Source organism: Vibrio sp. Isolate34 (genome assembly GCF_022397915.1).
Taxonomy (GTDB): Bacteria; Pseudomonadota; Gammaproteobacteria; order Enterobacterales; family Vibrionaceae; genus Vibrio.
On sequence record NZ_JAKEUO010000018.1, the window covers coordinates 43,414 to 65,214 of the forward strand.

Annotated in this window: 18 protein-coding genes; 10 read left to right on the forward strand and 8 right to left on the reverse strand. The window is 45.1% G+C overall.

The annotated features are described in order from the left end of the window. The first annotated feature begins 185 nt into the window (after positions 1 to 185). Positions 186 to 1,196, forward strand: coding sequence for a class 1 fructose-bisphosphatase (fbp, locus tag L1D22_RS17505; protein WP_017633404.1), 1,011 nt, complete (start codon positions 186 to 188; stop codon positions 1,194 to 1,196). Positions 1,197 to 1,284: 88 nt separating this feature from the next. On the opposite strand, the gene L1D22_RS17510 is transcribed toward fbp, so the two are convergent. The 3 genes from L1D22_RS17510 to L1D22_RS17520 all read right to left on the reverse strand — a co-directional run bounded on the left by L1D22_RS17510 (position 1,285) and on the right by L1D22_RS17520 (position 7,173). Continuing rightward, a complete protein-coding gene (locus L1D22_RS17510; protein ID WP_239830698.1) occupies positions 1,285 to 1,638 on the reverse strand; it encodes a gamma-glutamylcyclotransferase in 354 nt (117 codons plus the stop codon). A 67-nt stretch (positions 1,639 to 1,705) separates the two neighbouring features. Then, positions 1,706 to 5,464, reverse strand: a complete 3,759-nt coding sequence (locus L1D22_RS17515) for a translocation/assembly module TamB domain-containing protein (protein WP_239830699.1) — start codon at positions 5,462 to 5,464, stop codon at positions 1,706 to 1,708. After that, complete coding sequence (locus tag L1D22_RS17520) at positions 5,461 to 7,173, reverse strand: autotransporter assembly complex family protein (RefSeq protein WP_239830700.1); 1,713 nt, start codon at positions 7,171 to 7,173, stop codon at positions 5,461 to 5,463. The genes L1D22_RS17515 and L1D22_RS17520 overlap by 4 nt, the downstream gene beginning before the upstream one ends. Positions 7,174 to 7,368: 195 nt before the next feature. On the opposite strand from L1D22_RS17520, the gene msrA reads away from it, so the two are divergent. Continuing rightward, positions 7,369 to 7,998 carry a peptide-methionine (S)-S-oxide reductase MsrA gene (gene msrA, locus L1D22_RS17525; protein ID WP_239830701.1) on the forward strand — a complete coding sequence of 210 codons (630 nt, stop codon included), beginning with the start codon at positions 7,369 to 7,371 and terminating at the stop codon, positions 7,996 to 7,998. 129 nt (positions 7,999 to 8,127) lie between these two features. On the opposite strand, the gene L1D22_RS17530 is transcribed toward msrA, so the two are convergent. Continuing rightward, complete coding sequence (locus L1D22_RS17530; RefSeq protein WP_060468692.1) at positions 8,128 to 8,328, reverse strand: DUF1107 family protein; 201 nt, start codon at positions 8,326 to 8,328, stop codon at positions 8,128 to 8,130. Positions 8,329 to 8,580: 252 nt separating this feature from the next. On the opposite strand from L1D22_RS17530, the gene L1D22_RS17535 reads away from it, so the two are divergent. The 7 genes from L1D22_RS17535 (at position 8,581) to L1D22_RS17565 (ending at position 14,222) form a co-directional block, all read left to right on the forward strand. Then, complete coding sequence (locus tag L1D22_RS17535) at positions 8,581 to 9,132, forward strand: YtfJ family protein (RefSeq protein ID WP_017632272.1); 552 nt, start codon at positions 8,581 to 8,583, stop codon at positions 9,130 to 9,132. 90 nt (positions 9,133 to 9,222) lie between these two features. Next, positions 9,223 to 9,513: a DUF2607 family protein gene (locus L1D22_RS17540; protein WP_017632271.1), complete on the forward strand. Its 291-nt coding sequence runs from the start codon at positions 9,223 to 9,225 to the stop codon at positions 9,511 to 9,513. A gap of 42 nt (positions 9,514 to 9,555) precedes the next feature. Continuing rightward, positions 9,556 to 10,239 carry a DUF2796 domain-containing protein gene (locus L1D22_RS17545; protein ID WP_239830702.1) on the forward strand — a complete coding sequence of 228 codons (684 nt, stop codon included), beginning with the start codon at positions 9,556 to 9,558 and terminating at the stop codon, positions 10,237 to 10,239. A 140-nt stretch (positions 10,240 to 10,379) separates the two neighbouring features. Then, the gene (locus tag L1D22_RS17550) at positions 10,380 to 11,096 is read left to right on the forward strand and encodes an ABC transporter ATP-binding protein (RefSeq protein WP_017632268.1); all 717 of its coding nucleotides are present in this window, start codon (positions 10,380 to 10,382) and stop codon (positions 11,094 to 11,096) included. Beyond that, positions 11,093 to 12,352, forward strand: coding sequence for an ABC transporter permease (locus L1D22_RS17555; RefSeq protein WP_215407305.1), 1,260 nt, complete (start codon positions 11,093 to 11,095; stop codon positions 12,350 to 12,352). The genes L1D22_RS17550 and L1D22_RS17555 overlap by 4 nt, the downstream gene beginning before the upstream one ends. 14 nt (positions 12,353 to 12,366) lie before the next feature. After that, the gene (locus tag L1D22_RS17560; RefSeq protein WP_239830703.1) at positions 12,367 to 12,882 is read left to right on the forward strand and encodes a DUF3299 domain-containing protein; all 516 of its coding nucleotides are present in this window, start codon (positions 12,367 to 12,369) and stop codon (positions 12,880 to 12,882) included. Positions 12,883 to 13,313: 431 nt separating this feature from the next. After that, entirely contained in the window at positions 13,314 to 14,222 is a 909-nt protein-coding gene (locus L1D22_RS17565) for a TIGR03899 family protein (protein WP_239830704.1), read from the forward strand. Positions 14,223 to 14,404: 182 nt separating this feature from the next. Here L1D22_RS17565 and cysC read toward each other — a convergent pair whose 3' ends face one another. The 4 genes from cysC to cysD all read right to left on the reverse strand — a co-directional run bounded on the left by cysC (position 14,405) and on the right by cysD (position 19,232). Then, a complete protein-coding gene (gene cysC, locus L1D22_RS17570; protein ID WP_017107743.1) occupies positions 14,405 to 15,025 on the reverse strand; it encodes an adenylyl-sulfate kinase in 621 nt (206 codons plus the stop codon). 24 nt (positions 15,026 to 15,049) lie between these two features. Then, positions 15,050 to 16,774, reverse strand: coding sequence for an SLC13 family permease (locus L1D22_RS17575; protein WP_017632263.1), 1,725 nt, complete (start codon positions 16,772 to 16,774; stop codon positions 15,050 to 15,052). 64 nt (positions 16,775 to 16,838) lie between these two features. Then, positions 16,839 to 18,269, reverse strand: coding sequence for a sulfate adenylyltransferase subunit CysN (cysN, locus tag L1D22_RS17580; RefSeq protein ID WP_239830705.1), 1,431 nt, complete (start codon positions 18,267 to 18,269; stop codon positions 16,839 to 16,841). A gap of 18 nt (positions 18,270 to 18,287) precedes the next feature. Then, a complete protein-coding gene (cysD, locus tag L1D22_RS17585) occupies positions 18,288 to 19,232 on the reverse strand; it encodes a sulfate adenylyltransferase subunit CysD (RefSeq protein ID WP_258166798.1) in 945 nt (314 codons plus the stop codon). 414 nt (positions 19,233 to 19,646) lie between these two features. Here cysD and L1D22_RS17590 point away from each other — a divergent pair, with 414 nt between their 5' ends. Continuing rightward, positions 19,647 to 21,623 (forward strand): bifunctional 2',3'-cyclic-nucleotide 2'-phosphodiesterase/3'-nucleotidase, encoded by a 1,977-nt coding sequence (locus tag L1D22_RS17590; protein ID WP_055319928.1) that lies wholly within the window; start codon positions 19,647 to 19,649, stop codon positions 21,621 to 21,623. Positions 21,624 to 21,801: the final 178 nt, after the last annotated feature.

The window sequence follows — 21,801 nt, forward strand, 5'->3', positions numbered from 1 at the left end:
AGCGGCAATGCAAAACAAATAGAGTCGACATAGTAAGTGAGATCTGTGTCGCTTAGTTCATTACCATTAAAAAGATCTAACCTTTAGAATTTAGGTAAGCGTCTAGATGAATAAAGCCCACTCAAGAGGCCGAATCTACAGTGCTCAAATCCCCCATAATATTGAGAGAAGTTTAAGGAAATAACATGTCTGAGATGCGCACCCTTGGTGAGTTCATTGTTGAGAAACAGAGTGACTTCCCCCATGCAAGCGGTGATCTATCATCCCTTTTGTCGTCTATTCGACTTGCTGCAAAAATTGTTAACCGTGAGATCAACAAGGCTGGCCTAGTCGACATCACTGGCGCTGTTGGTACAGACAACGTGCAAGGTGAAGAGCAACAAAAGTTAGACCTTTACGCGAACGACAAATTTAAAGCGGCTCTAGAAGCTCGTGACCAAGTTTGTGGTGTTGCCAGTGAAGAAGAAGACGAAGCTGTCGCCTTCAATAAAGAGCTCAACAAAAACGCAAAATACGTTGTTCTGATGGATCCACTTGATGGTTCTTCAAACATCGATGTGAATGTATCTGTTGGTACAATTTTCTCTATCTACCGTCGTGTGTCTCCTATCGGAACGCCACCGACACAAGAAGATTTCTTACAGCCAGGACACAAGCAAGTAGCCGCGGGTTACGTGATTTACGGTTCTTCAACCATGCTTGTATACACAACAGGTGCTGGCGTAAACGGCTTCACCTACGACCCATCACTGGGTACCTTCTGCCTATCTCATGAAAACATGATGATTCCAGATGAAGGCAAAATTTACTCAATCAACGAAGGCAACTACATCCGCTTCCCTACGGGTGTGAAAAAGTACATCAAGTACTGCCAAGAGAATGAGCCAAGCGACAACCGTCCTTACACATCACGTTACATCGGTTCTCTAGTATCAGATTTCCACCGTAACCTGCTGAAAGGCGGCATCTACTTGTACCCAAGCACACAAAGCCACCCGCAAGGTAAACTGCGTCTGCTTTACGAATGCAACCCAATTGCTTTCCTTATGGAGCAAGCGGGCGGTATCGCATCAGACGGTGCTCAACGTATCATGGACATAAAACCAACTGAGCTGCACCAGCGTGTACCTTTCTTTGTTGGTTCAACAAACATGGTTCGTAAAGTAGAAGAGTTCCTTGAGTTGAACCCAGAGTAACCCTCTCGCTTCATTCTCAAATTAACACCATTAAAAAAGCCAGCATTTACGTGCTGGCTTTTATTTGATAACTCAGAATATACAGCGATTAGCAGTTGTTCCGCTTACACCAGTTACCCGAAAGTATTTCTTTATTAGCTGTTAGATCAAGCTGATACAAATATACCCATGCTAATCCAAATATAGTCTCTATTTGCTCGCGACGATACTCAACAGGTACATCTTCTAGCCGATCGAGCGACTCCAAAATTTCGTCGTTAATGATATAGACCTCGCCAGCGACACTTTTCTTTCCAGAAATCATCGCCGGATAAGCACCTAAATCAAAAAGGGCAAACAACTCAGGCGTATCGAAGCGTCCCAACAGCTCACAATTCTGCAAATAGTGGTGATTGGATTGACCTGGTCTCAAGGTGCCATAGACGAACACAAGATGCTGCATAAACCCTCCATAAGCCTTTCATCTCTGTAATTCGATGAATGGCAAAACACTCTCGACCTAAACCGCTCTACTCGAACTCAAACTGATAGAGGAGGTCTACCGCACTGTCTAAGCCCGATACGGCTTCAACGTAGAGATCCTGCATCAATCGATAACGAACGGTAAACTCACCCAACGAGTTAAAGATACCCACACCATACTTCACCTGTAAGCCTGGCAGAATGTAACCACTTACCGTGACTTGTGAGTCATCGCCAGAGCCTGCGGTATCCAGCTGTAAATCCTGAACACCAAATGCTTCGCCGATTTCGCCAACAACCTTACCACTCTTCGCTAAACTCAAACCAATTAAGGTCGTCGTCATCGAACCGTTCGACTCACCATCTATATCTTGGCCACGCAAAATATAAGAGAGCGCGTTGGCTTGCGGCATTGCAGGGTCAGAATAAATCTCAATTGTCGGCTCTGTCGCCGGGCCAGTCACTCGAATACCTGCGGTCACGTCATCCTGAGTGTTGTCAGGGTTACGTATCGCATTGATCGCTACGTATGGCTGATCCGGTGGACCATTCATTAGAATCTTACCTTCTTCGATCAACAGGTCTTGTCCGAATGATTGGTAAGTACCATCGACGATGTTTACCTCACCGGTGATAAATGGACCTTGGTCTTTTTGAGCGACATTAAGCTTACCCACCAACTCACCTTCAAGGCCGAAAGCAGACAGTTTAAAGTCATCACCAATGGAGATATTAATATTGGTCATCACATTAAATGGAATCGTGTCTTCGTTCTCTGGCTCAAGATCTTTATTCAAGATAACTTGATCAGAAGAGACGCCGACCGCTGACGGTGGTAAGTCTTCGACAACGATACGTCCCCACGGTAATGCAATATCACCAGTAATTTTTGCAAGCTCAGGCGTAACATCAATGGTCATATCAGGAACAACCTTAACCTTGACCATCGGTGGAATATCAACCATCAACTCATCAGCAAACACTCTCACATTCGAGTGCCATGCTTGAAGATCCTGCCAATCTCCCGAGCCCTCAATATCCAAGTGACCATCAGGCGTTTCGACATTGGCATCCAGCTTCGCGCTATAACCGTCAAAATCGAGATCAATACGGCCGTCTTTAACATCAACAGGCGTGACATCACCTTTAACTTGAATGCCATCAACAGAGAATTGACCAAAGACTTGAGGATGCATCAAAGAGCCTTTTACCTGTAGGTCACTCTCAAGGTCGGCCTTCAACAGACTGTATTCACCAAGGATCGGTTGTAAGAAGTCCAGATGGAAGGTTGTCAACTTAATGGCCGCATCGACCATTTTGTCTTCTGCGAGAATGTCTGGTAACGATACCGTGCCAGACAGGTCACCATTGTCAGAAACATCGAGCTTAAAGTCGGCGTTCAGTTGGTTGTCTTTCAACTGTGCATTCAATGCAACACTTTCCCAACCAAGTGTAATTGGCTCGCCAACTTGTTGAACAACCTGACCTTTCGGCATATCGACGCTTACCGTCACCTCAGGTTCACCTTGTTCCGACCATTTGGCATGAGCGGTCGCATTCACTAAGCCCTGCAGCTGTGTCTCTTTAGGTACAAAGGCTTTAATTTGTTCGAAGTCGAATTGGTTAATCGCGAGCTTAGCCTCACCCGATTTCCCAGCTCGGATATCTTCATCCAAACACACGCTCGAACCCGATTGCTTCCAACAGTGTGCTTGAACGTCGGCATACTGCTTATCGACATCCGCCTTAATCGCAACAGGTTGGTCTAATATCCAAGGTCCCTGCTGGGTGGTAATTTTGACTCTGTCTAACGAGCCATCCCAAACCAGAGAAGGTTTCTGAATTAACTGACCAGAAATTGCCAAACTTGTCGACACGATGTCGGATATCACATCAAGTGTTACGGTATGCTTCTTCTCACCGCCATTCACCGTTAAATCAATGCTTTCAACACTTTGATCTTGATAGGTTAAGTTCTTCGCTTTTAATACAAGGTCAGCTTGAGCTTCGGGTAATGGCAGTGGAACGACAGAGCCATTAAGCGATAATGACTCAAGTGTTGCCTCGCTATTCCAATCAATCTTATCGACATTTAAAGCAAGGTCGACTTCGGGTTCATTCGTTGGGCCGCTAAGTTGGATGTTACCAATCACCTTACCTTTCAACTCAGGAACACTCTTATCTAACTGTGGGAAATTAATCGCAACGCCCATGCCCCATTGCTTATCCAGTTGCCCTTGAGCCTTAATCGAATTAACACCGTGAGCCAAGCTCAAACCACTGGTTTTCAGTTTAGGTTCACCGCTCGCGCTGCGATCTGACGCTGACAACTGCCCTTCGATATCCAGAGGGTATTCACGTAGAATCCCCTCGATATCGAGCTTAGGCAGTTCAATCGCCCAACCACCCGCTTGTGTCAGTTCACCCGAAGTGACGATGCTTCCGCTAATGTTACCCTCTGCTTCTGGCCATTGCAGACCTGGCTGAATATCCTTCAGCGTCACATCGGCTTGCCAGTTAACGAGCTTCTTCCAGTTAGCTTTAACCACACCATTGAGTTCACCACCCAGCGTGTTCAGTTTTAAGCGCTCAAGTTCAATCTGTTCTGTGGTGCCCTTGCCCTCTAGGTCGATGGTTAAGGCCGGTATCTCCTTACCATCCGCCTCACCTTTAAGCTGCACATTAAAGTCATCTAATGAGCCGTTGGCTTTGAATTTTTCAATTGCAGCTTGGTAATCACTTTTACCTGAAAGAGGCCATTGCGCTTGGCCATCTTCTAAAAGAAGGTCAAATGGCAGAGTCGGCTCTAAGGGTTGAATGTCCCCAGACAATTTTGCCTCAATCAATTCAGAAAACTGAGACTCTAGGTTTAGGTTAGCCACGCTGCCTTGTGCTTTCAGTGATAACTTCTGACCCGCAAGGTCGGTTTCTTTCACCAAAGCATCTAAAGAAAGATCTAATGGGTAGCCGTCTTTAAGCTCAACTTTAGCCGCAAGGTTCGCGCTTGCTTGTGGCATATCGAGTTCAAGAGTGGAAACTTCGACCGTATTTTTACCCGCTCGAGCTTCAAGCCCAAGGTGGTTCACCACAATCGGAGTTTCTTGTTCTAAGGTAAAACGATTAAGATCAAAACGCTCCAGCACAACCTGCAAAGGAATCCAGACTTCAGGCAATTCAATCGCCGTTTGAGCAGCAGCTTCTGGTTCAACCGTTTCAGCTGGTGCTTCTTCTGTCGATTCTGCGAGCTTAACTTTCAGATCATTAAATAAGGTTGGCGATACCGTCAGCTTCTCACCCTGCATACTCAAAGCTGTTGAAAACAGACCCCACTCGATTTCATGCCCTAGAATATTCAGTTTGATATCAGACAAAGCGATGCGATTGATCACGATTGGTAGCGGCGTTTTCACCGATGTCACTGGCGGAGTCGGTTCAGGTTCTTCTTCAGAGGCTGGAGGTAATTCCGTAAATGCAAAGTCCAAACCTTGAATCGCTAAGCGGTCGACACACAACTTAGGATCGAGTAAACAGCGAGGATTAATAGCCAAGTTCAGCTTTTGAACCTTGGTATCGATATGCAGGCTGTCATCTTTAAACTGAACATTATTAAGCGTAAAGCTTGGGAAAAGAGCCCCTTTGGTGCTCTCAACTTTAAGTTGTGGCAATGCTTTTTCAGCGCCCCATAGCACTGTGTTCAACCCTGGGTTAGTGAACAATACAAAACCGAGCAGGGCTATCAACAACAGCAAAATAGACGTCAATGAAATCGACGTCCACTTAATGCATTTTCCCATCACTTTGATCATAATTCTGGCCCTAAACTAAAGTGCAGTTGGAACTCATCGCCTTTCTCCGCATCTAGACCCCAAGCAAAATCTAGACTCACAGGACCGACAGGCGATGCCCAGCGAACCCCGACGCCAGTACCGCGTTTCCAATCTGGCTTATCATTAAATGCATCACCAATATCATAGAAAGCTGCGCCCCACCAATTTCCAACTAACCGGTATTGGTATTCAAATGAACTGGTAGCAAGGAATTTTGCACCTGTTAATGCGTCACTTTCATCACGAGGAGAGATGGATTCATAACCATAACCACGAATGCTGTTATCACCACCGGCAAAGAACCTTAGCGAGGGTGACAGCTTCTCAAATTCATCGGCAAAGTTCCCGCCGAACTGAAGTCGAGTTAATCCACGATGATTGTTACCAATGCTTCGAATCCATGCTGTTTGTCCTTGAAAACGCACCACCTTGGTTTCAGACAACAAGGTGTCATCACCGGCTTCAAGCATGATGGTTTGCTTATCGCCCCACATAGGCATTGAGCCACCACGAGTTCGAGTTCGTGAGAAAGAGATACCCGGCAATACGAATTGCGCCAAGTCATCTTGCAAACCTTGCTCATAGTTCTCGACCAAGTATCGAATGAACACAGTACGTTGCCAGCCATTATCCAAACGCCAATATCTTTCTAAGGCTAAGTTCGACTCCAAACTTTTGGTATCACGGTTGTCTAGATTCTTCATTCCGTACTTAATTTGATAATAGTCATTAAGCACGTCGTCCAACGGGATTTTATAGGCTGCTGTAATCGTCTGTTCTGGTTTGGAGATCGATAGGCTGCTATTGAAGCTATGGCCTTGAGCGTTAACCCAAGGTTTCTTCCATTTGAGGGTGCCTTTTACACCAAGGTCGGTTGATACACCGATACCCGTTTCGATTTGGTTACGCGCTTGCGGAGCCAGGCTCACCTTCATCGGAATTTCACGACCTTCACCGAGCTGGCTTAAGTCAGGTTCAACAAACACCGAAGAGAACCAATCTGTATTAGACAGGTTTTGGTTGTACTCACCGACTTTGGTAATGGAGTAAGGTTCGCCATCTTCAAAGGGTTTAAGCGATTGCACTCTATCGTCTTCGATTTGGCTGCCCGTAACCTGTGTGGTGCCAAAGTGATAACGGATACCACTGTTATAATGAAGGCGCACATAAGCACGGTTTAATTCAGGGGCAACTTCGAGTTTGCTGACCTCATACGAACCATCAAAATAGCCTTTCGATAATCCAAGGTTACGTATCGACGATTTTAAGGAGTCATAGTTACCGTGATTCAGGATAGAACCTTTAGACAGATTACTGTTAGCGATTAACGCCAGAAAGTCGGGATCGTCTTCAGCTTCACCACTCAGCACAATATCTGATGTGTAAATAAGAACAGGCTCACCCTGCTCAACCGTAACGGTTAATTCGGTGTCGTCTTCAGAGTGAGAGAAAGTGATCGTCGGTTGGTAGTAGCCTAACGCATTCAACGCTTCTTTTATCATAGATTCCACGCGAGATTGGAACCTTAGCGAAACGGCATACTCTTCTTCAGGGACTGCACTTAGATAAGCATCAACATTATCCTCAAGCGCTCCATCTAGCCCTTTAACCTCAAGGGAAACGTCAGCGAAAGCGAGCGTCGATGACAGTAGAGTGCCAATCAGAACTGGTAAAGTTTTTCTTATCATGTTTAATTGGTGAAGAAGTTATCAATACGTTAATAAGTGAAAAGAAATAATACCGCTAAAAAGGCATTGAGTCTGTAATAAATCTGGTAATAACGCGGTCTAATTTAAAGACTTAATCAATATAAACCAACAGTTAATATGAACCTACCGTTCATAAAAGCCAACGCGGTAAACGTATGCGAATAGGAATATAACATGCAAAACAAACAACAACTGGTTTCTGCAGCAACCGCATTACCGGGAAATGCTGATCCAATCCGAATTACTGAGCGCCACTTCGTCAATCAAACTGACTTACTCGCTGCTCCTACAGGTTCCCAACAAGAAGTCCTGCTTGGTATGGGGTGCTTCTGGGGAGCTGAGCGTTTGTTTTGGCAATTAGATGGCGTGATTTCAACATCCGTTGGCTACGCTGGTGGTTACACTAGCAACCCAACCTATGAACAAGTGTGTACAGGCCAAACAGGCCACACTGAAGTCGTTCGTGTCATATTCGATAGCGAACAGATCTCTTTAGCGCGAATACTAGAGACTTTCTGGGAGCGTCATGACCCAACTCAAGGCATGCGCCAAGGCAACGACTTAGGAACTCAGTACCGCTCCGCTATCTACACTTTCAGCGAAGAACAACAGTCTATCGCCGAGCACTCTAAACAAGAATATCAAAGAGCAATGACTGAATCTTTAGGCAACGAGATCACGACGGAAGTTCTACCTGCGGGAAAATATTTTTTTGCTGAAACCTACCACCAGCAATACCTAGCTAAAAACCCTAACGGTTACTGCGGACTAGGTGGAACAGGGGTTTGCTTCCCGCCACAATAGAGGGCAGTTAGGCACCCTACCTCAAACGATATCCATTAAAAAAGGGCTTCCATTAGGAAGCCCTTTTCGTTGTTAATCTATTTGAAGCAAGACCAATCAATAAAGCTCAGTTATTTACTACGATTGGTATTACATAGGCAGAGCAGCAATCGTGCCGTTCACTTCTTTAAAAATAGTAAGCTTTTGTTTGTCAGAGACTTCAGGAAGAAGCACCTTGCCTTGGTCGAAGCGAAACTCTCCAACACCTTCGATGGCAAACTGGCCCTTGAACAGGACTTTAACGAAACGCGCCACTTGATGTGGGCGGTAAGTAGAAAATTTTCTTAACATATTACAACCTCAATTCCATTTGAGTACTACTGTCATGCACCTGAACACGACCGTATTCTAAGCACATTTAATCGCTAATTCCTTTAGCAAACAGCAAGATAATCTGTTGTTCATCTTGATATCGTTGCATTATACCCTTTGGTAACAAGCCTGCAACTTATTTCCACATCGTACGATAAAAAAGTTAAAGAGGCATTTTTCAAATTTCATATTATACTTCCAGTGCAAACCAATAAGCGGAACAAAAATATAATGAAAAACAAAACTCTACTGGCTTTTCTAGCCGCAGCCTCTCCACTCTTCGCCAATGCTCACAATCTATCTGTAGGTTCAACTCTACCTGCTGTCGATGTTAGCAACTATGGTGAAATCGTTCTAAACGACGGTAATACCGGATATCAAGCTTGGGCAACCAGCAATCTCCTAGGTAAAGTTCGCGTCGTTCAAGCTATCGCTGGCCGTAGCAGCTCTAAAGAGCTAAACGCACCACTGATGGCAGCCATTACCGCATCGAAGTTCTCAGAAGACAGCTACCAAACCACGACCATCATCAACCAAGATGATGCTATCTGGGGTACGGGTTCTTTTGTTAAATCGTCAGCAGAAAGCAGCAAAGAAGAATTTCCATGGTCTTCTATGGTGTTAGATGAAGATGGCACCGTTGCTTCATCTTGGGCTCTGAAAGAAGAGAGCTCAGCGATTATCGTTCAGGACAAACAAGGAAAAATCTTGTTTGTTAAAGAAGGTGCGCTTAACGAATCAGAGGTCACGCAAGTCATTGAATTGATTAAAGCGAGTCTTTAATCAGATATTCACCTCTTTTTCGAGACCTTATCAAAGGATATTGTTATATTATAACAGTATCCTTTTTTAATTCTGTGGTTAATCATCCTCATGTGGCAAGACACACCCAACAATGTGAAACGCAAAACAGGCTTCTTGCTTGGGCTGATGCTCATGCTAAGCGTGTTAGCCGCAACACACATGGTGGACATTGACCCAGAGCACCACACCTCACATCACTGTGAGCTGTTTTCGATAAATCAGTTCATTACTGCGCACTCGCTGCCACAAGTTCCAGAGTTTCATTCAGAGTTTACTGTCGTTATCACAGAGTCAGTAACCTCACTACAGCGCCTCTATTTCGCCTATCTAGCGCGCTCTCCTCCTGTCAAAAACACTTAATTACCACTACTTTTTAATTAACCTTTATTCAGGAAACAAAACATGAAACCTTCTATTTTAGCCGTTGTTATCGGCATGACTGTCTCTACTAATGTTCTAGCAAACGAAGAATTCCGCTCTCATGGTGCGCACGTACATGGTCAAGTTGAAGTAAACATCGCTCAAGATGGACAAGAACTGCTTGTTGAAGTAACAGCACCAGGTGCCGATGTGGTTGGCTTTGAACATGCTCCAGAAACTGCTGAGCAAAAGAAAGTGTTTGAGCAAGCTATCGCACAACTGAACAAGCCAGACGAACTGTTTAGCTTTAACAATGCGAGTTGTACTCTGAAATTTAAATCAGTGACTAACACGCTAGAAGGCGATCATGATGATCATGAAGGCCATGACCACGCTGAACACGGTCATGATGACCACGAAGGCCATGACCACGCTGAGCACGATCATGACGATCACAAAGACCATGACCATGCTGAACACGATCATGACGACCACGAAGGTCACGATCACCACGACCATGAAGGCCATGACCACTCAGAAGGTGGCCACGGTGAGTTCACTGTTGAGTACCACTATGAATGTTCAGATGTTGCTAAGCTAGACACAGTCAGCACTCAGTGGTTCTCTAAATTCAGCAACACTGAAAAAATAACGGTGAACCTACTAACAGACACTGCTCAAGTGCAAGAAGTACTTAACGCAGAGCGTATTAGTTTCAGATTCTAATCACTCCTAGATCGGATTAAACGTAAATAAGCAGCCAAGTAAGTACCTACTTACTTGGCTGTTCAAATCGGTGTGTTCTAGGGAATTTATGCTGCTAATTGCTGTGCCTTAGATACACCGCTTTAATTATTGGAGCTCGCATGTCTTCTGACAGTTCATCACTTGTGGTCAAACTCGAAAATATTAGCTTTCGTTGGAAGCCAGAATTACCGCCAACACTAGAGATCCCTTCTCTGCACATCCAAGCTCAAGAGCACCTTTTCATAAAAGGGCCAAGTGGTTGTGGCAAATCCACATTGCTGGGCCTGCTGACTGGAATCAACCAAGCCGAACAAGGTGAAGTTTCTATCTTAGGCCAAGACCTGACTCAGCTTACACCTCGTCAAAGAGACAAATTCAGAGCCGACCATATCGGTTATATCTTTCAACAATTTAACCTGCTCCCTTACCTATCAGTCATCGACAACGTGACGCTTCCTTGCCAGTTCTCAACTATTCGCAAGCAACAAGTCACAGAAAGTAAGAACAGCCTGCAAGCCACTGCTCAAGACCTATTGTTACGACTAAAGCTGCCTCAAGCTCTAATGGATAAACCTGTTACTGAGCTGAGTATTGGCCAACAACAACGTGTCGCTGCAGCCCGCGCCCTAATCGGACAGCCTAAAATCATCATTGCAGATGAACCAACATCCGCATTGGATCATGACAACCGAGAAGCCTTTATCGAACTGTTGCTAGAACAAGCCAATCAAGCAGGTTCTACTCTTATCTTTGTGAGTCACGATCCAACACTCGAAAAATTGTTCACTCGAACCATAGATTTAAAAACCGTTAACCAAGCTAAGGTTGTCGTATGAAAGTAATTACTCACTTAGCCTTAAAAAGCGTACTCAATCGTAAAGCCACGGCTATTCTGACCATTCTCACTGTAGCAGTGTCCGTCATTCTCTTGCTCGGTGTGGAACGCGTTAGAACCGAAGCAAAAAGCAGCTTTGCCAATACGATTTCAGGTACTGATCTGATCGTCGGTGGCCGCTCTGGTCAGGTAAACTTGCTGCTTTATTCTGTATTTCGAATTGGCAATGCGACCAACAATATCGACTGGAAAAGCTATCAAGAATTTAGCCAACATAACGCAGTAAAGTGGGCGATCCCTATCTCACTAGGCGACTCTCACAAAGGCTTCCGCGTAATGGGCACCAACCATAGCTACTTTGAAAACTATCGCTATGGAAGTAAGCAACCACTTACTTTTCAGGAAGGAAAAGAATTCAATCAACTATTTGATGTAGTTATTGGTGCCGATGTCGCGAAGAAGTTAGATTACAAGATTGGTGATCACATCATTCTGGCGCACGGTATCAGTGATGTTGCCTTCAGTCGCCACGACAATCTGCCCTTCACAATTGTGGGCATACTCGCGCCAACCGGAACGCCGGTAGATAAAACCGTGCATGTTTCGTTAGAGGCCATTGAAGCGATTCACGTTGGCTGGGAATCGGGTGCCAACTTAGGACACACACCGGATGCTGAAGCGCTGAAACAACGTGACTTTCAACCAAAGCAGATTACTGCGATGATGGTTGGCCTTAAATCGAAGATCCAAACCTTTGCACTGCAACGAGAAATCAACAACTACCGCCAAGAGCCATTGAGCGCCATTATGCCGGGCATTGCTCTGCATGAATTGTGGGGAATGATGGCCGTCGCAGAACAAGCGCTATTAATTGTGTCAGGGTTTGTTGTAATCGCGGGACTGTTAGGGATGCTAAGTAGCCTACTCACTAGCTTGCAAGAAAGACGTCGAGAGATGGCCATTTTGCGTGCGATGGGCGCACGACCTCGCCATGTATTTGGTTTGCTAATTAGTGAAGCCAGTGCACTGACCTTCCTCGGTATCACATTAGGTGTTGCAGTCTTGTTTGCTCTGATCGCAGTAGTTGCTCCTATTGTGCAACAAAGTTATGGTATCAACATATCGATATCCGCAATCACACCTCATGAGTGGAAACTGCTTATGTTGGTGCAAGTTGCCGGAATCATTATCGGCTTTATTCCCGCTTTCCGGGCTTACCGTCAGTCATTGTCTGATGGCATGACGATTCGAATCTAAATTAGGAACCTAAGATGCAACGTAAATTCCTACTGATACTTGGACTTCTTTTGTTCTCATTTATCAGCACAGCTCACGCTGAAACCGCACCGACTGACGAATCGGTATTAACTTTGGATTGGATTGACTTAATTCCAGAATCAGAGCGCGCTCAATTAGATTCGTTTGGTATGCCGATGGTAGACCACAACAGCATGGAAAAACCTCAGCAATCAACACTTGGCGCTGTTCGCCCAGAATTAAACGGCAGCAAGGTTAAGATCCCGGGCTTTGTGATTCCATTGGAAGGCGATGCGAACATGATCACTGAGTTTCTGTTGGTGCCGTACTTTGGCGCATGTATCCACGTGCCGCCACCGCCACCGAACCAGATTATCTACGTGAAGTTCCCGCAAGGTGCACCCATTCAGCAACTATGGGATGTGATCTATTTGGTCGGTACGCTGAAAACAGAATCGATCAGTCACGACTTAGCTCAGACTGGTTATCTTATTGAAGGTACTGCGATAGAAGAATATGACGACATGTAGTCACTAGAAGGGTGGCTCAAGGATGAGCTGCCGTCACTGAATAAAAGATATCATTCAATAACAGTTTAATAACGATGTTGTTTGACTAGATTACACGATGTAATTAGACAAATAAGCTAGAACAGCTACGTAAGTAGCGAGTAATAACCCTATGCCAAGCTGTTTCTTCAGCTTGTTATCATTAACTTGATTCATAACTCCCCCTTGAGAATTACAACAAATTTAACATTTTATTATCATTAGCAAAAGTAAAATTTTGTTGAAGTCTTCAACTCTGCACGCAAAATCTAGCCACCAATCAGATAAAGAGTTACATTTTAGACAGTTATACCAATCACAGTAAGTAATCAGAAATAGCGTTCTATCTAGCAAGCTAGGGCGAGCAATGAATAACTACGATTGGTATTGAGTCATATCCTAACGGTACTCTTATGTCAGAAACCAAACAGCCAGTGATCATTGAGCATGCTAGCGACACACAGCATAAGCATGAGAAAAAGCCTCATATTGCCGACAGTGCCAGTCGAATGCTGCACATTGCCCAAAGCTTCGGTTTAGATTCCTTAATCAGTCATAACGAGAAAGCAAACGATAAAGCCGCTAGCACACTGATTGAGAGAGCGGTATTGCGGGAGAAGAAACGCAAGGAATTACGCCAAAAGAACTTAGAGCAGATCCTGAAACTGGCGCACTCCTCATGTAAAGATGAAGCGGCTGGAGACCCAGATCAGGACTGGCTGTACCGTTTTTTCGATATGGCGCAAGAGATCCACAATACCTCGATGCAAAGACTGTGGGCCCAGGTTTTGAAACGAGAAGTCACCAATCCAGGCTCGACTTCGATGAAGGCACTGCAAATCTTAAAAGACATGACGCCAAAGGAAGCACTGACTTTACAAAGAGCAGCTTCATTAGGCTGTAGTTTTGGTAGTGATAACAGCAGAAAGCTATTACTTGGCTTTAAGTCCCATGCTGGACTGTTCAGCTTTGGTAAAAGAGACACCACCAACACGATCAACCTTGGTGGGCACAACCTGCCCTACTCTAGCCTGCTCCACTTAATTGAACTCGGCATTATTCTAGGTACAGAGTTAGAGTCTGGTGAGATTGATTTCGACCCAGCACTGCACCTAACCTATCAAGGTAAAAGCATGTCACTGGCGCCAATATCCAAAGGGGTGAAGCTGGTTTATTACCGATTCAGTCCAACAGGCAACGAACTGTGTACCTTGCTTGGCAACAAACCCAACATGCAGTATTACGATCAAATGATTGCGCTATTGAGCCAAAAGTTCACGGTGCAGACAGAAGTGAAAAGCAGTGTGAACTACACCGTCTAGATAATAAAGCCTAGTAAATAGACGGTGTAAAAAGTGAAGAGTATTGAGAGAAATAAAGAGAGTCTAGAGAGTCTAGAGAGTCTAGAGAGTAGCTTTCTTGTCTCGGTAAACCAAGGCTGCGCTATTTATCCGTTGGCAATCAACAGATAAATAACTGAGCAGCCTTAGTCATACCAATGATCTCAATTGGCTAAAATATTACGCTTCTCTAAAGCATCAATACACAATTCGACCAGTTCATCGAGTGTCTTCTCTCCCGCAGGTAGATCTATCTCAGGGTTCTGAGGCGCTTCGTACACTGAGCTAATGCCAGTAAAATTCGGGATTTCCCCAGCGCGCGCTTTCTTATACAAACCTTTAGGATCGCGCTGTTCGCAAACCTCAAGTGGCGTATTCACAAACACCTCAAGAAACTCACCTTCCGGCAGTAAATCGCGTACTAACTGTCTTTCCGCTTGGTGGGGAGAAATAAACGCTGACAACACGATCAAGCCGGCATCCGCCATCAATTTAGCGAGCTCACCGATACGACGAATGTTCTCTCTACGGTCTTGCTCAGAAAAGCCAAGGTCGCTACATAAGCCATGACGCACATTGTCACCATCCAATAAGTAAGTATGGTAACCAAGCTGTGCCAAGCGATTTTCTAATGCTCCAGCGACTGTCGACTTCCCAGAACCAGACAACCCCGTGAACCAGAGCACGGCTGGTTTTTGTGATTTCAGATTAGAGCGAAATGCTTTATCAATCGAGTGTTGATGCCACACAACATTCTCATCTTTGGGTTTGAGTACTGCAGTCATAATTAGTCCTTTAAATAAACAGCATTAAAATGGGAAAAAGTAAGGAATTAGGGTCAGTACCAAGCCCGAGTAAACAATCGAGATTGGGATACCGATACGTAGATAATCCGTAAGATGGTAATTACCTACGCTATAAACAAGTAAATTGGTCTGGTAGCCATATGGCGAAATGAAGCTAGCACTCGCGCCAAACAGAACAGCCATGATGAACGGCATTGGGTCAACGCCATAACCTACCGCCATGCTGTAGCCGATTGGAAATGACAGCGCTGCAGCCGCATTATTGGTAACCAGTTCAGTCAATACCAAAGTCATGAAATAAGTCGCGACTAATGCCCCGAACACACCCCAACCATTAAAGGCTTCCATGAACATCAGCCCCATACGCTCAGACAAGCCTGATGAAATCATCAGTTGAGCAATAGACAGAGCTGAACCAACAATCACCACAATATCAACCGGAAAACGGCGGCGAAGTTCACCAAGCTGCACCACACCAAATGCCACCAGCAATAGTAAGAAGCCTGCGAGCCCTTTGATGATAGGCACGACATCAACCAGCGCTAAACCAATCACGCTAGCAAAACCCAATAACACTAATGTCGATTTGTCAGCATCAAGCTTGGCACTTGAGTCCAAGTCATTCATCAACACAAACTCTTTGTTGTGTTGCTGGCGCTGCTCTTCAAAACGTTTACCGGGTACCAAAATCAAGGTGTCACCAGCAGTCAGTGTGATATTTCCAAGACCACCTTCAAGGCGTTCATGACCACGACGAATTGCCACTACAACTGCATCAAAACGGTCTCTAAACTGACTGGTTTTCAATGTTTTATTACAGAAGCTTGCCGACGAACTCACCACGACCTCAACAAAGCTCTGGCCGTTAAGATGATGCTGACCAAACAGGGTTAATCCTTGGATTTCTTGCAGTGTCGCCACACTTTCGACATCACCACAAAACAGCAGTCGGTCACGAGCTTGCAGTATAAAGTCAGGGTCTATAGACGCCGTTGTTTTACCGTCTCGAATCACTTCCGCTAAGAACAGTTTTCTCAGAGCTCTAAGATTGTTTTCACTTACGCTGCGGCCAACTAACGGCGAACCGGGCTCCACCCTGGCTTCTAAGAAGTAAGGTAAATCGTCTTGAGATCCATCATCGTAGCTTGGTAGAAAGTAGCTGAGAGGAATCAGGATCAACACACCGCCGACCAAAACCGCTAAACCAATCAACGTGGGTGTAAAAAAGTTTAAGCTCGGCAGTCCGGCATCTTCAACAAAGCTATTGATGATCAAGTTGGTTGAGGTGCCGATCAATGTCAGGGTTCCACCAAGAATAGCGGCGTATGACAAAGGGATAAGTAACTTAGATGGCGCGTGTTGTTGATTACGTTTGATCGCTCCGATCAAAGAAACAACCACTGCCGTATTGTTAGTAAAAGAAGAAAGTAGCGCTGTGGAAATACCCAACTTCGCAACCACTGTGCCTAGCCGACCTTCAGAGATATTGCGGCTAACCCAGCTGATTAAACGAGTTTTCTCCAACGCACTTGATGCGAGGATCAGAAGAATTAAAGTCAGTAACGAGGAGTTAGTGAAGTTATTGGCTAGGCTCGACAGATCGATCATGCCGCCCATAAAAGCAATGAACGCCGCACCAGCAAAGATAAAGCTTGGCTTAATACGGGTAACGAGCAGGCAAGTAATAATGCCGAGCAAAATCGCTAATACAAATCCTTGTTGCCACATATACCCGTCCTTTATGGCGGAAACGGTTGGTTTCCGCCTGATTCAATAAGCTGTTACTTGGTCGTTATGACTTCAGTAGCTGGCTTAAATCTTTGGCATCCCAATGAGGGAAGTGTTTGCGAACCAATGCGTTGAACTCAAGTTCAAATGCAGAGAAGTTACCGACTTGCTGTTCAACAGAGTCCAAACGGTCTCGAATCAGACCCGCGCCAACGGTCACGTTAGTTAAACGGTCGATCACGATGAAGCCACCGGTATCAGCACTTTCACGGTATTTATCCAGCGCGACCGTCTCGTTCAATGACCATTCACACAAACCAATACCATTCAGTGGCAACTCATCAACAGCGTGAGTCGACAGGTTGTTGATGTCGTACTGGTGACGAACGGTTTCAACCTGACCGACGGTTTTCTTGCCTGCGATCTTGATGTCGTAAGCTTTGCCCGGTTGCAGTGGTTGCTCAGTCATCCACACGATGTCAGCCAATACGTGGTTAGTCGATTCAATCTGAGCGTTTTCCAACACAATCAAATCACCACGGCTGATATCGATCTCATCTTCAAGGGTCAGCGTTACCGCCAAGCCCGCTTGTGCAGATTCCAAATCACCATCAAAAGTCACGATGCGTGCAACCTTAGAAGTTTTGCCTGACGGCAGTGCTTTGATTTCATCACCAACACTGACACGGCCAGAAGCGACTGTGCCTGCAAAGCCACGGAAATCTAAGTTCGGACGATTCACATACTGCACTGGGAAACGGAATTCACCCGAAGAACGCTTTTGATCAATGTCGACGTTCTCTAACACTTCCAGTAGAGACGGACCTTCGAACCATGCTAGCTCTTTACTTGGTGCAGCAACATTGATGCCTTCAAGCGCCGAAACTGGCAAGATCTGAATGTTAGTTTCGCCTTCCAGGTTTTCAGCAAATTCTAGGTATTCATCACGAATCTCTTCAAAACGATCTTGTGAATATTCCACGAGATCCATCTTGTTGACTGCAACGATGAAATGCTTCAAACCAAGCAGGTTAGAAATAAACGAGTGACGACGCGTTTGATCCAGAACGCCCTTACGAGCATCAATCAAGATCACAGCCAGATCACACGTTGAAGCGCCTGTTGCCATGTTGCGCGTGTACTGCTCATGCCCTGGGGTATCAGCAATAATAAATTTACGTTTTTGCGTCGAGAAGTAGCGGTAAGCTACGTCGATCGTGATGCCTTGCTCACGTTCAGCCTGCAAGCCATCAACAAGCAGTGCCAAGTCAGGCTTCTCACCTGTCGTACCCACTCGTTGGCTATCCGAGTGAACGGCTGCTAGCTGATCTTCATAAATCTGTTTTGTATCATGGAGTAAGCGACCGATTAACGTACTTTTACCGTCATCTACTGAGCCACAAGTTAAAAATCTAAGCATAGATTTATGCTGATGCTGACTTAGATAACCTTCAATCCCTAATTCAGCCAATTCGGCTTCTACTGCACTATTCATTTTTCTTTCCTTAGATTCTTAGAAATAACCTTGGCGCTTTTTCAGCTCCATTGAGCCCGACTGATCATGGTCAATCGCTCGACCTTGACGTTCACTAGACGTCGCCACCAGCATCTCTTCAATAATGCCTGTTAGCGTATTCGCCTCAGATTCAACCGCTCCGGTTAGTGGATAACAGCCTAAAGTACGAAAACGAACGCTTTTCTCTTCAATCACTTCACCTTCTTGCAGCTCCATGCGGTCATCATCAACCATGATCAGCATGCCATCACGCTCAACAACTGGGCGCTTGTCTGAAAGGTAAAGTGGAACAATATCGATGCTCTCTAGATAGATGTATTGCCAGATATCTAGCTCAGTCCAGTTTGATAGAGGGAATACACGGATGCTTTCGCCCTTGTTAACCTGACCGTTATAAGTGTGCCAAAGCTCTGGACGCTGGTTCTTTGGATCCCATGTGTGGTTCTTATCTCGGAAAGAGTAAACACGCTCTTTCGCTCGCGACTTCTCTTCATCACGACGAGCACCACCAAAGGCAGCATCGAACCCATACTTGTTTAACGCCTGCTTAAGACCCTGAGTTTTCATGATGTCGGTGTGCTTAGAAGAACCGTGCACAAATGGGCTACAACCCATCGCTAGACCTTCAGGGTTCTTATGCACCAAAAGGTCAAAACCATACTTCTTGGCTGTGCGGTCACGGAACTCAATCATCTCGCGGAATTTCCAATCCGTATCAACGTGTAGCAGTGGGAATGGAATCTTGCCTGGGTAAAACGCTTTGCGAGCTAAATGAAGCATCACAGAAGAATCTTTACCGATGGAGTACATCATTACTGGGTTATCAAACTCAGCCGCTACTTCACGGATAATATGAATACTTTCCGCTTCTAGCTGTTTTAGGTGGGTTAAACGTTCTTGGTCCATTTCAGTGCTTCCTTTAAGGCTCGCGTTACGAGCAATTCATTACTTGGTCTTGCCAAGCAAGGGATTTAACTCATCCACTTGTGTGAATGGGAGTATTGGCACTAGAAGAAAACAGAAGCTTCGTTTTGAGCTATCCTTGCTATTCATCTGCCTGATACGTCCTTGATATAGGCATTATGACGAGCCTCTCATATTACTGGAAATTCTAAAATTTCATTTTTTATTCGAAAAGCTGATAAGGGACTAAATTTATAGATAAGCAGGTGAAATGAATGGACTAATCTTATCGATTTCAATTGTGCATTGATTGAGCAGGTTTGGGAGGCGTCTTGCAGAACACCATAAAGTAATCGATCTAAGTCACGAATTAACATTCGTTGTAATCATTGTTTCATTCCATTTTGTTACATTACGCAACGAATTTTCTACTATCCACTTTGGAGCTACAAAATGAAAGTTGCAATGAAACCTTTATCATTGGCTGTACTTGCAGGTCTTGGTCTGACTCTAGCAGGCTGCACAACAACACCAGATACCGATGAAGTGATTAAACTGCGTGTCGTAGAGACAACGGACATCCATACCAACCTAATGGATTACGACTACTACAAAGACAAGCCATCGAAGAAAATCGGCTTAGCACGTACTGCAACTTTAGTAAAAGAAGCTCAAAACGAAGTAACAAACAGCGTATTAGTTGATAACGGTGACTTGCTGCAAGGTAGCCCAATGGGTGACTACATGGCAGACAAAGGCATCGTTGCAGGTGAAGTTCATCCTGCATACAAAGCCATGAACCAACTAAGCTACGATGCAGCAAACATCGGTAACCACGAATTCAACTACGGTCTTGAGTTCCTAGAAGAGTCTATCAACGACGCTGATTTCCCATACATCAGTGCTAACGTTTACGACGCAGAAACGAAAGAACACTACTTCACGCCTTACATCATCAAGACGCACACGTTTGAAGATACAGCAGGCGTAGAGCATGAGATCAAAGTGGGTTACATCGGTTTCGTTCCACCACAAATCATGACGTGGGATAAGAAGAACCTTGAAGGTAAAGTTACTGCTCGCGACATCATTGAAACTGCGAACGAGTTAGTGCCTCAAATGAAGGCTGAAGGTGCAGACGTTATCGTCGCAATCCCTCACTCTGGCGTATCTCAAGACCCATACAAAGCGGGCGAAGAAAACTCTACGCTTTACCTTTCTGAAGTAGAAGGCATTGATGCTATCGCATTCGGTCACTCTCACGCAGTATTCCCAGGTAAAGGCTTCGACAATATCCAAGGCGTTGACAACGAAAACGGCACCATGAACGGTGTTGCGGCAGTCATGCCAGGTCGTTGGGGTAGTCACGTGGGTGTTATGGACCTAACACTTGCACAAAAAGACGGTAAGTGGGAAGTGGTTAAAGGCCAATCTGAAGCACGCCCTATCTACGACAAGATCGAGAAGAAATCGCTTGCTGCAGCTGATGAAGGCATCGTGACAGCACTAGAAAAAGACCATGCTGGTACTCGTGAGTTTGTTAACCAACCGATTGGTAAAGCAGACGATGTGATGTACAGCTTCCTGTCTCTAGTACAAGATGATCCAACAGTGCAGATTGTTAACCTTGCACAGAAAGATTACGTTGAGCAATTCATCCAAGGTGACCCAGACCTAGACGGTACTCCAGTACTTTCAGCAGCTGCACCATTCAAAGCAGGCGGCCGTAAAAATGACCCAGCGAACTTCACTGAAGTTGAGTCTGGTCAACTGACATTCCGTAACGCAGCTGACTTGTACCTTTACCCGAACACGCTAGTTGCGATGAAGGTAACAGGTCATGAAGTAAAAGAGTGGCTTGAGTGTTCTGCTGGTCAATTCAACCAGATCGACGTGAACTCAACAGCACCACAGCAGCTGATCGAGTGGGATAACTTCCGTACTTACAACTTCGATGTTATCGACGGTGTTGATTACCAAATCGACGTAACTCAACCTGCGAAATACGATGCAAACTGTAAAGTGGTTAACCCTGACTCACAGCGTATTGTTGGCCTAACTTACCAAGGTAAGCCAATCGACATGAAGCAAGACTTCCTGATCGCGACCAACAACTACCGTGCATACAGTGCTAAGTTCCCAGGTACAGGTGAAGACTTCATCGCATTTGATGCACCAGATGAGAACCGTACTGTGCTTGCAAACTACATCTCTCGCGTAAGCAAAGAGCAAGGCCAAGTGAGCCCAACAGCTGACAACAACTGGTCATTCGCACCAATCAAAACGGATAAAAAGCTAGATATCCGCTTTGAAACGTCGCCAAGTGAGAAAGCGGCACAGTTCATCAAAGAAAAGGGTCAATACCCAATGAAACGTGTTGCGACTGACGATGTTGGTTTCGGCGTTTACCAAATTGACCTAACTAAATAGATTACTCTAGTAATCAATAATTAACCTTCTAAAAGGCTGAGTTTAACGACTCAGCCTTTTTCTTTTCTTATCTCAATTCACAGTCTAAAGCCTTAACTTTCGCCCCTTAAACACCTGCTCATTCTTCATCTAAATCGCACATCTCAAATCATCTATTGAATCCAATCAACGTAAAAAA

Coding starts and splice junctions, on each gene's coding strand:
- L1D22_RS17530 (WP_060468692.1), bottom strand. CDS start 8,328: ATGTTAAGAAAATTTTCTACTTACCGCCCACATCAAGTGGCGCGTTTC.
- L1D22_RS17565 (WP_239830704.1), top strand. CDS start 13,314: ATGTCAGAAACCAAACAGCCAGTGATCATTGAGCATGCTAGCGACACA.
- L1D22_RS17555 (WP_215407305.1), top strand. CDS start 11,093: ATGAAAGTAATTACTCACTTAGCCTTAAAAAGCGTACTCAATCGTAAA.
- L1D22_RS17545 (WP_239830702.1), top strand. CDS start 9,556: ATGAAACCTTCTATTTTAGCCGTTGTTATCGGCATGACTGTCTCTACT.
- L1D22_RS17510 (WP_239830698.1), bottom strand. CDS start 1,638: ATGCAGCATCTTGTGTTCGTCTATGGCACCTTGAGACCAGGTCAATCC.
- L1D22_RS17515 (WP_239830699.1), bottom strand. CDS start 5,464: ATGATCAAAGTGATGGGAAAATGCATTAAGTGGACGTCGATTTCATTG.
- L1D22_RS17550 (WP_017632268.1), top strand. CDS start 10,380: ATGTCTTCTGACAGTTCATCACTTGTGGTCAAACTCGAAAATATTAGC.
- L1D22_RS17540 (WP_017632271.1), top strand. CDS start 9,223: ATGTGGCAAGACACACCCAACAATGTGAAACGCAAAACAGGCTTCTTG.
- msrA (WP_239830701.1), top strand. CDS start 7,369: ATGCAAAACAAACAACAACTGGTTTCTGCAGCAACCGCATTACCGGGA.
- L1D22_RS17535 (WP_017632272.1), top strand. CDS start 8,581: ATGAAAAACAAAACTCTACTGGCTTTTCTAGCCGCAGCCTCTCCACTC.
- L1D22_RS17590 (WP_055319928.1), top strand. CDS start 19,647: ATGAAAGTTGCAATGAAACCTTTATCATTGGCTGTACTTGCAGGTCTT.
- cysC (WP_017107743.1), bottom strand. CDS start 15,025: ATGACTGCAGTACTCAAACCCAAAGATGAGAATGTTGTGTGGCATCAA.
- L1D22_RS17520 (WP_239830700.1), bottom strand. CDS start 7,173: ATGATAAGAAAAACTTTACCAGTTCTGATTGGCACTCTACTGTCATCG.
- fbp (WP_017633404.1), top strand. CDS start 186: ATGTCTGAGATGCGCACCCTTGGTGAGTTCATTGTTGAGAAACAGAGT.
- L1D22_RS17575 (WP_017632263.1), bottom strand. CDS start 16,774: ATGTGGCAACAAGGATTTGTATTAGCGATTTTGCTCGGCATTATTACT.
- cysN (WP_239830705.1), bottom strand. CDS start 18,269: ATGAATAGTGCAGTAGAAGCCGAATTGGCTGAATTAGGGATTGAAGGT.
- L1D22_RS17560 (WP_239830703.1), top strand. CDS start 12,367: ATGCAACGTAAATTCCTACTGATACTTGGACTTCTTTTGTTCTCATTT.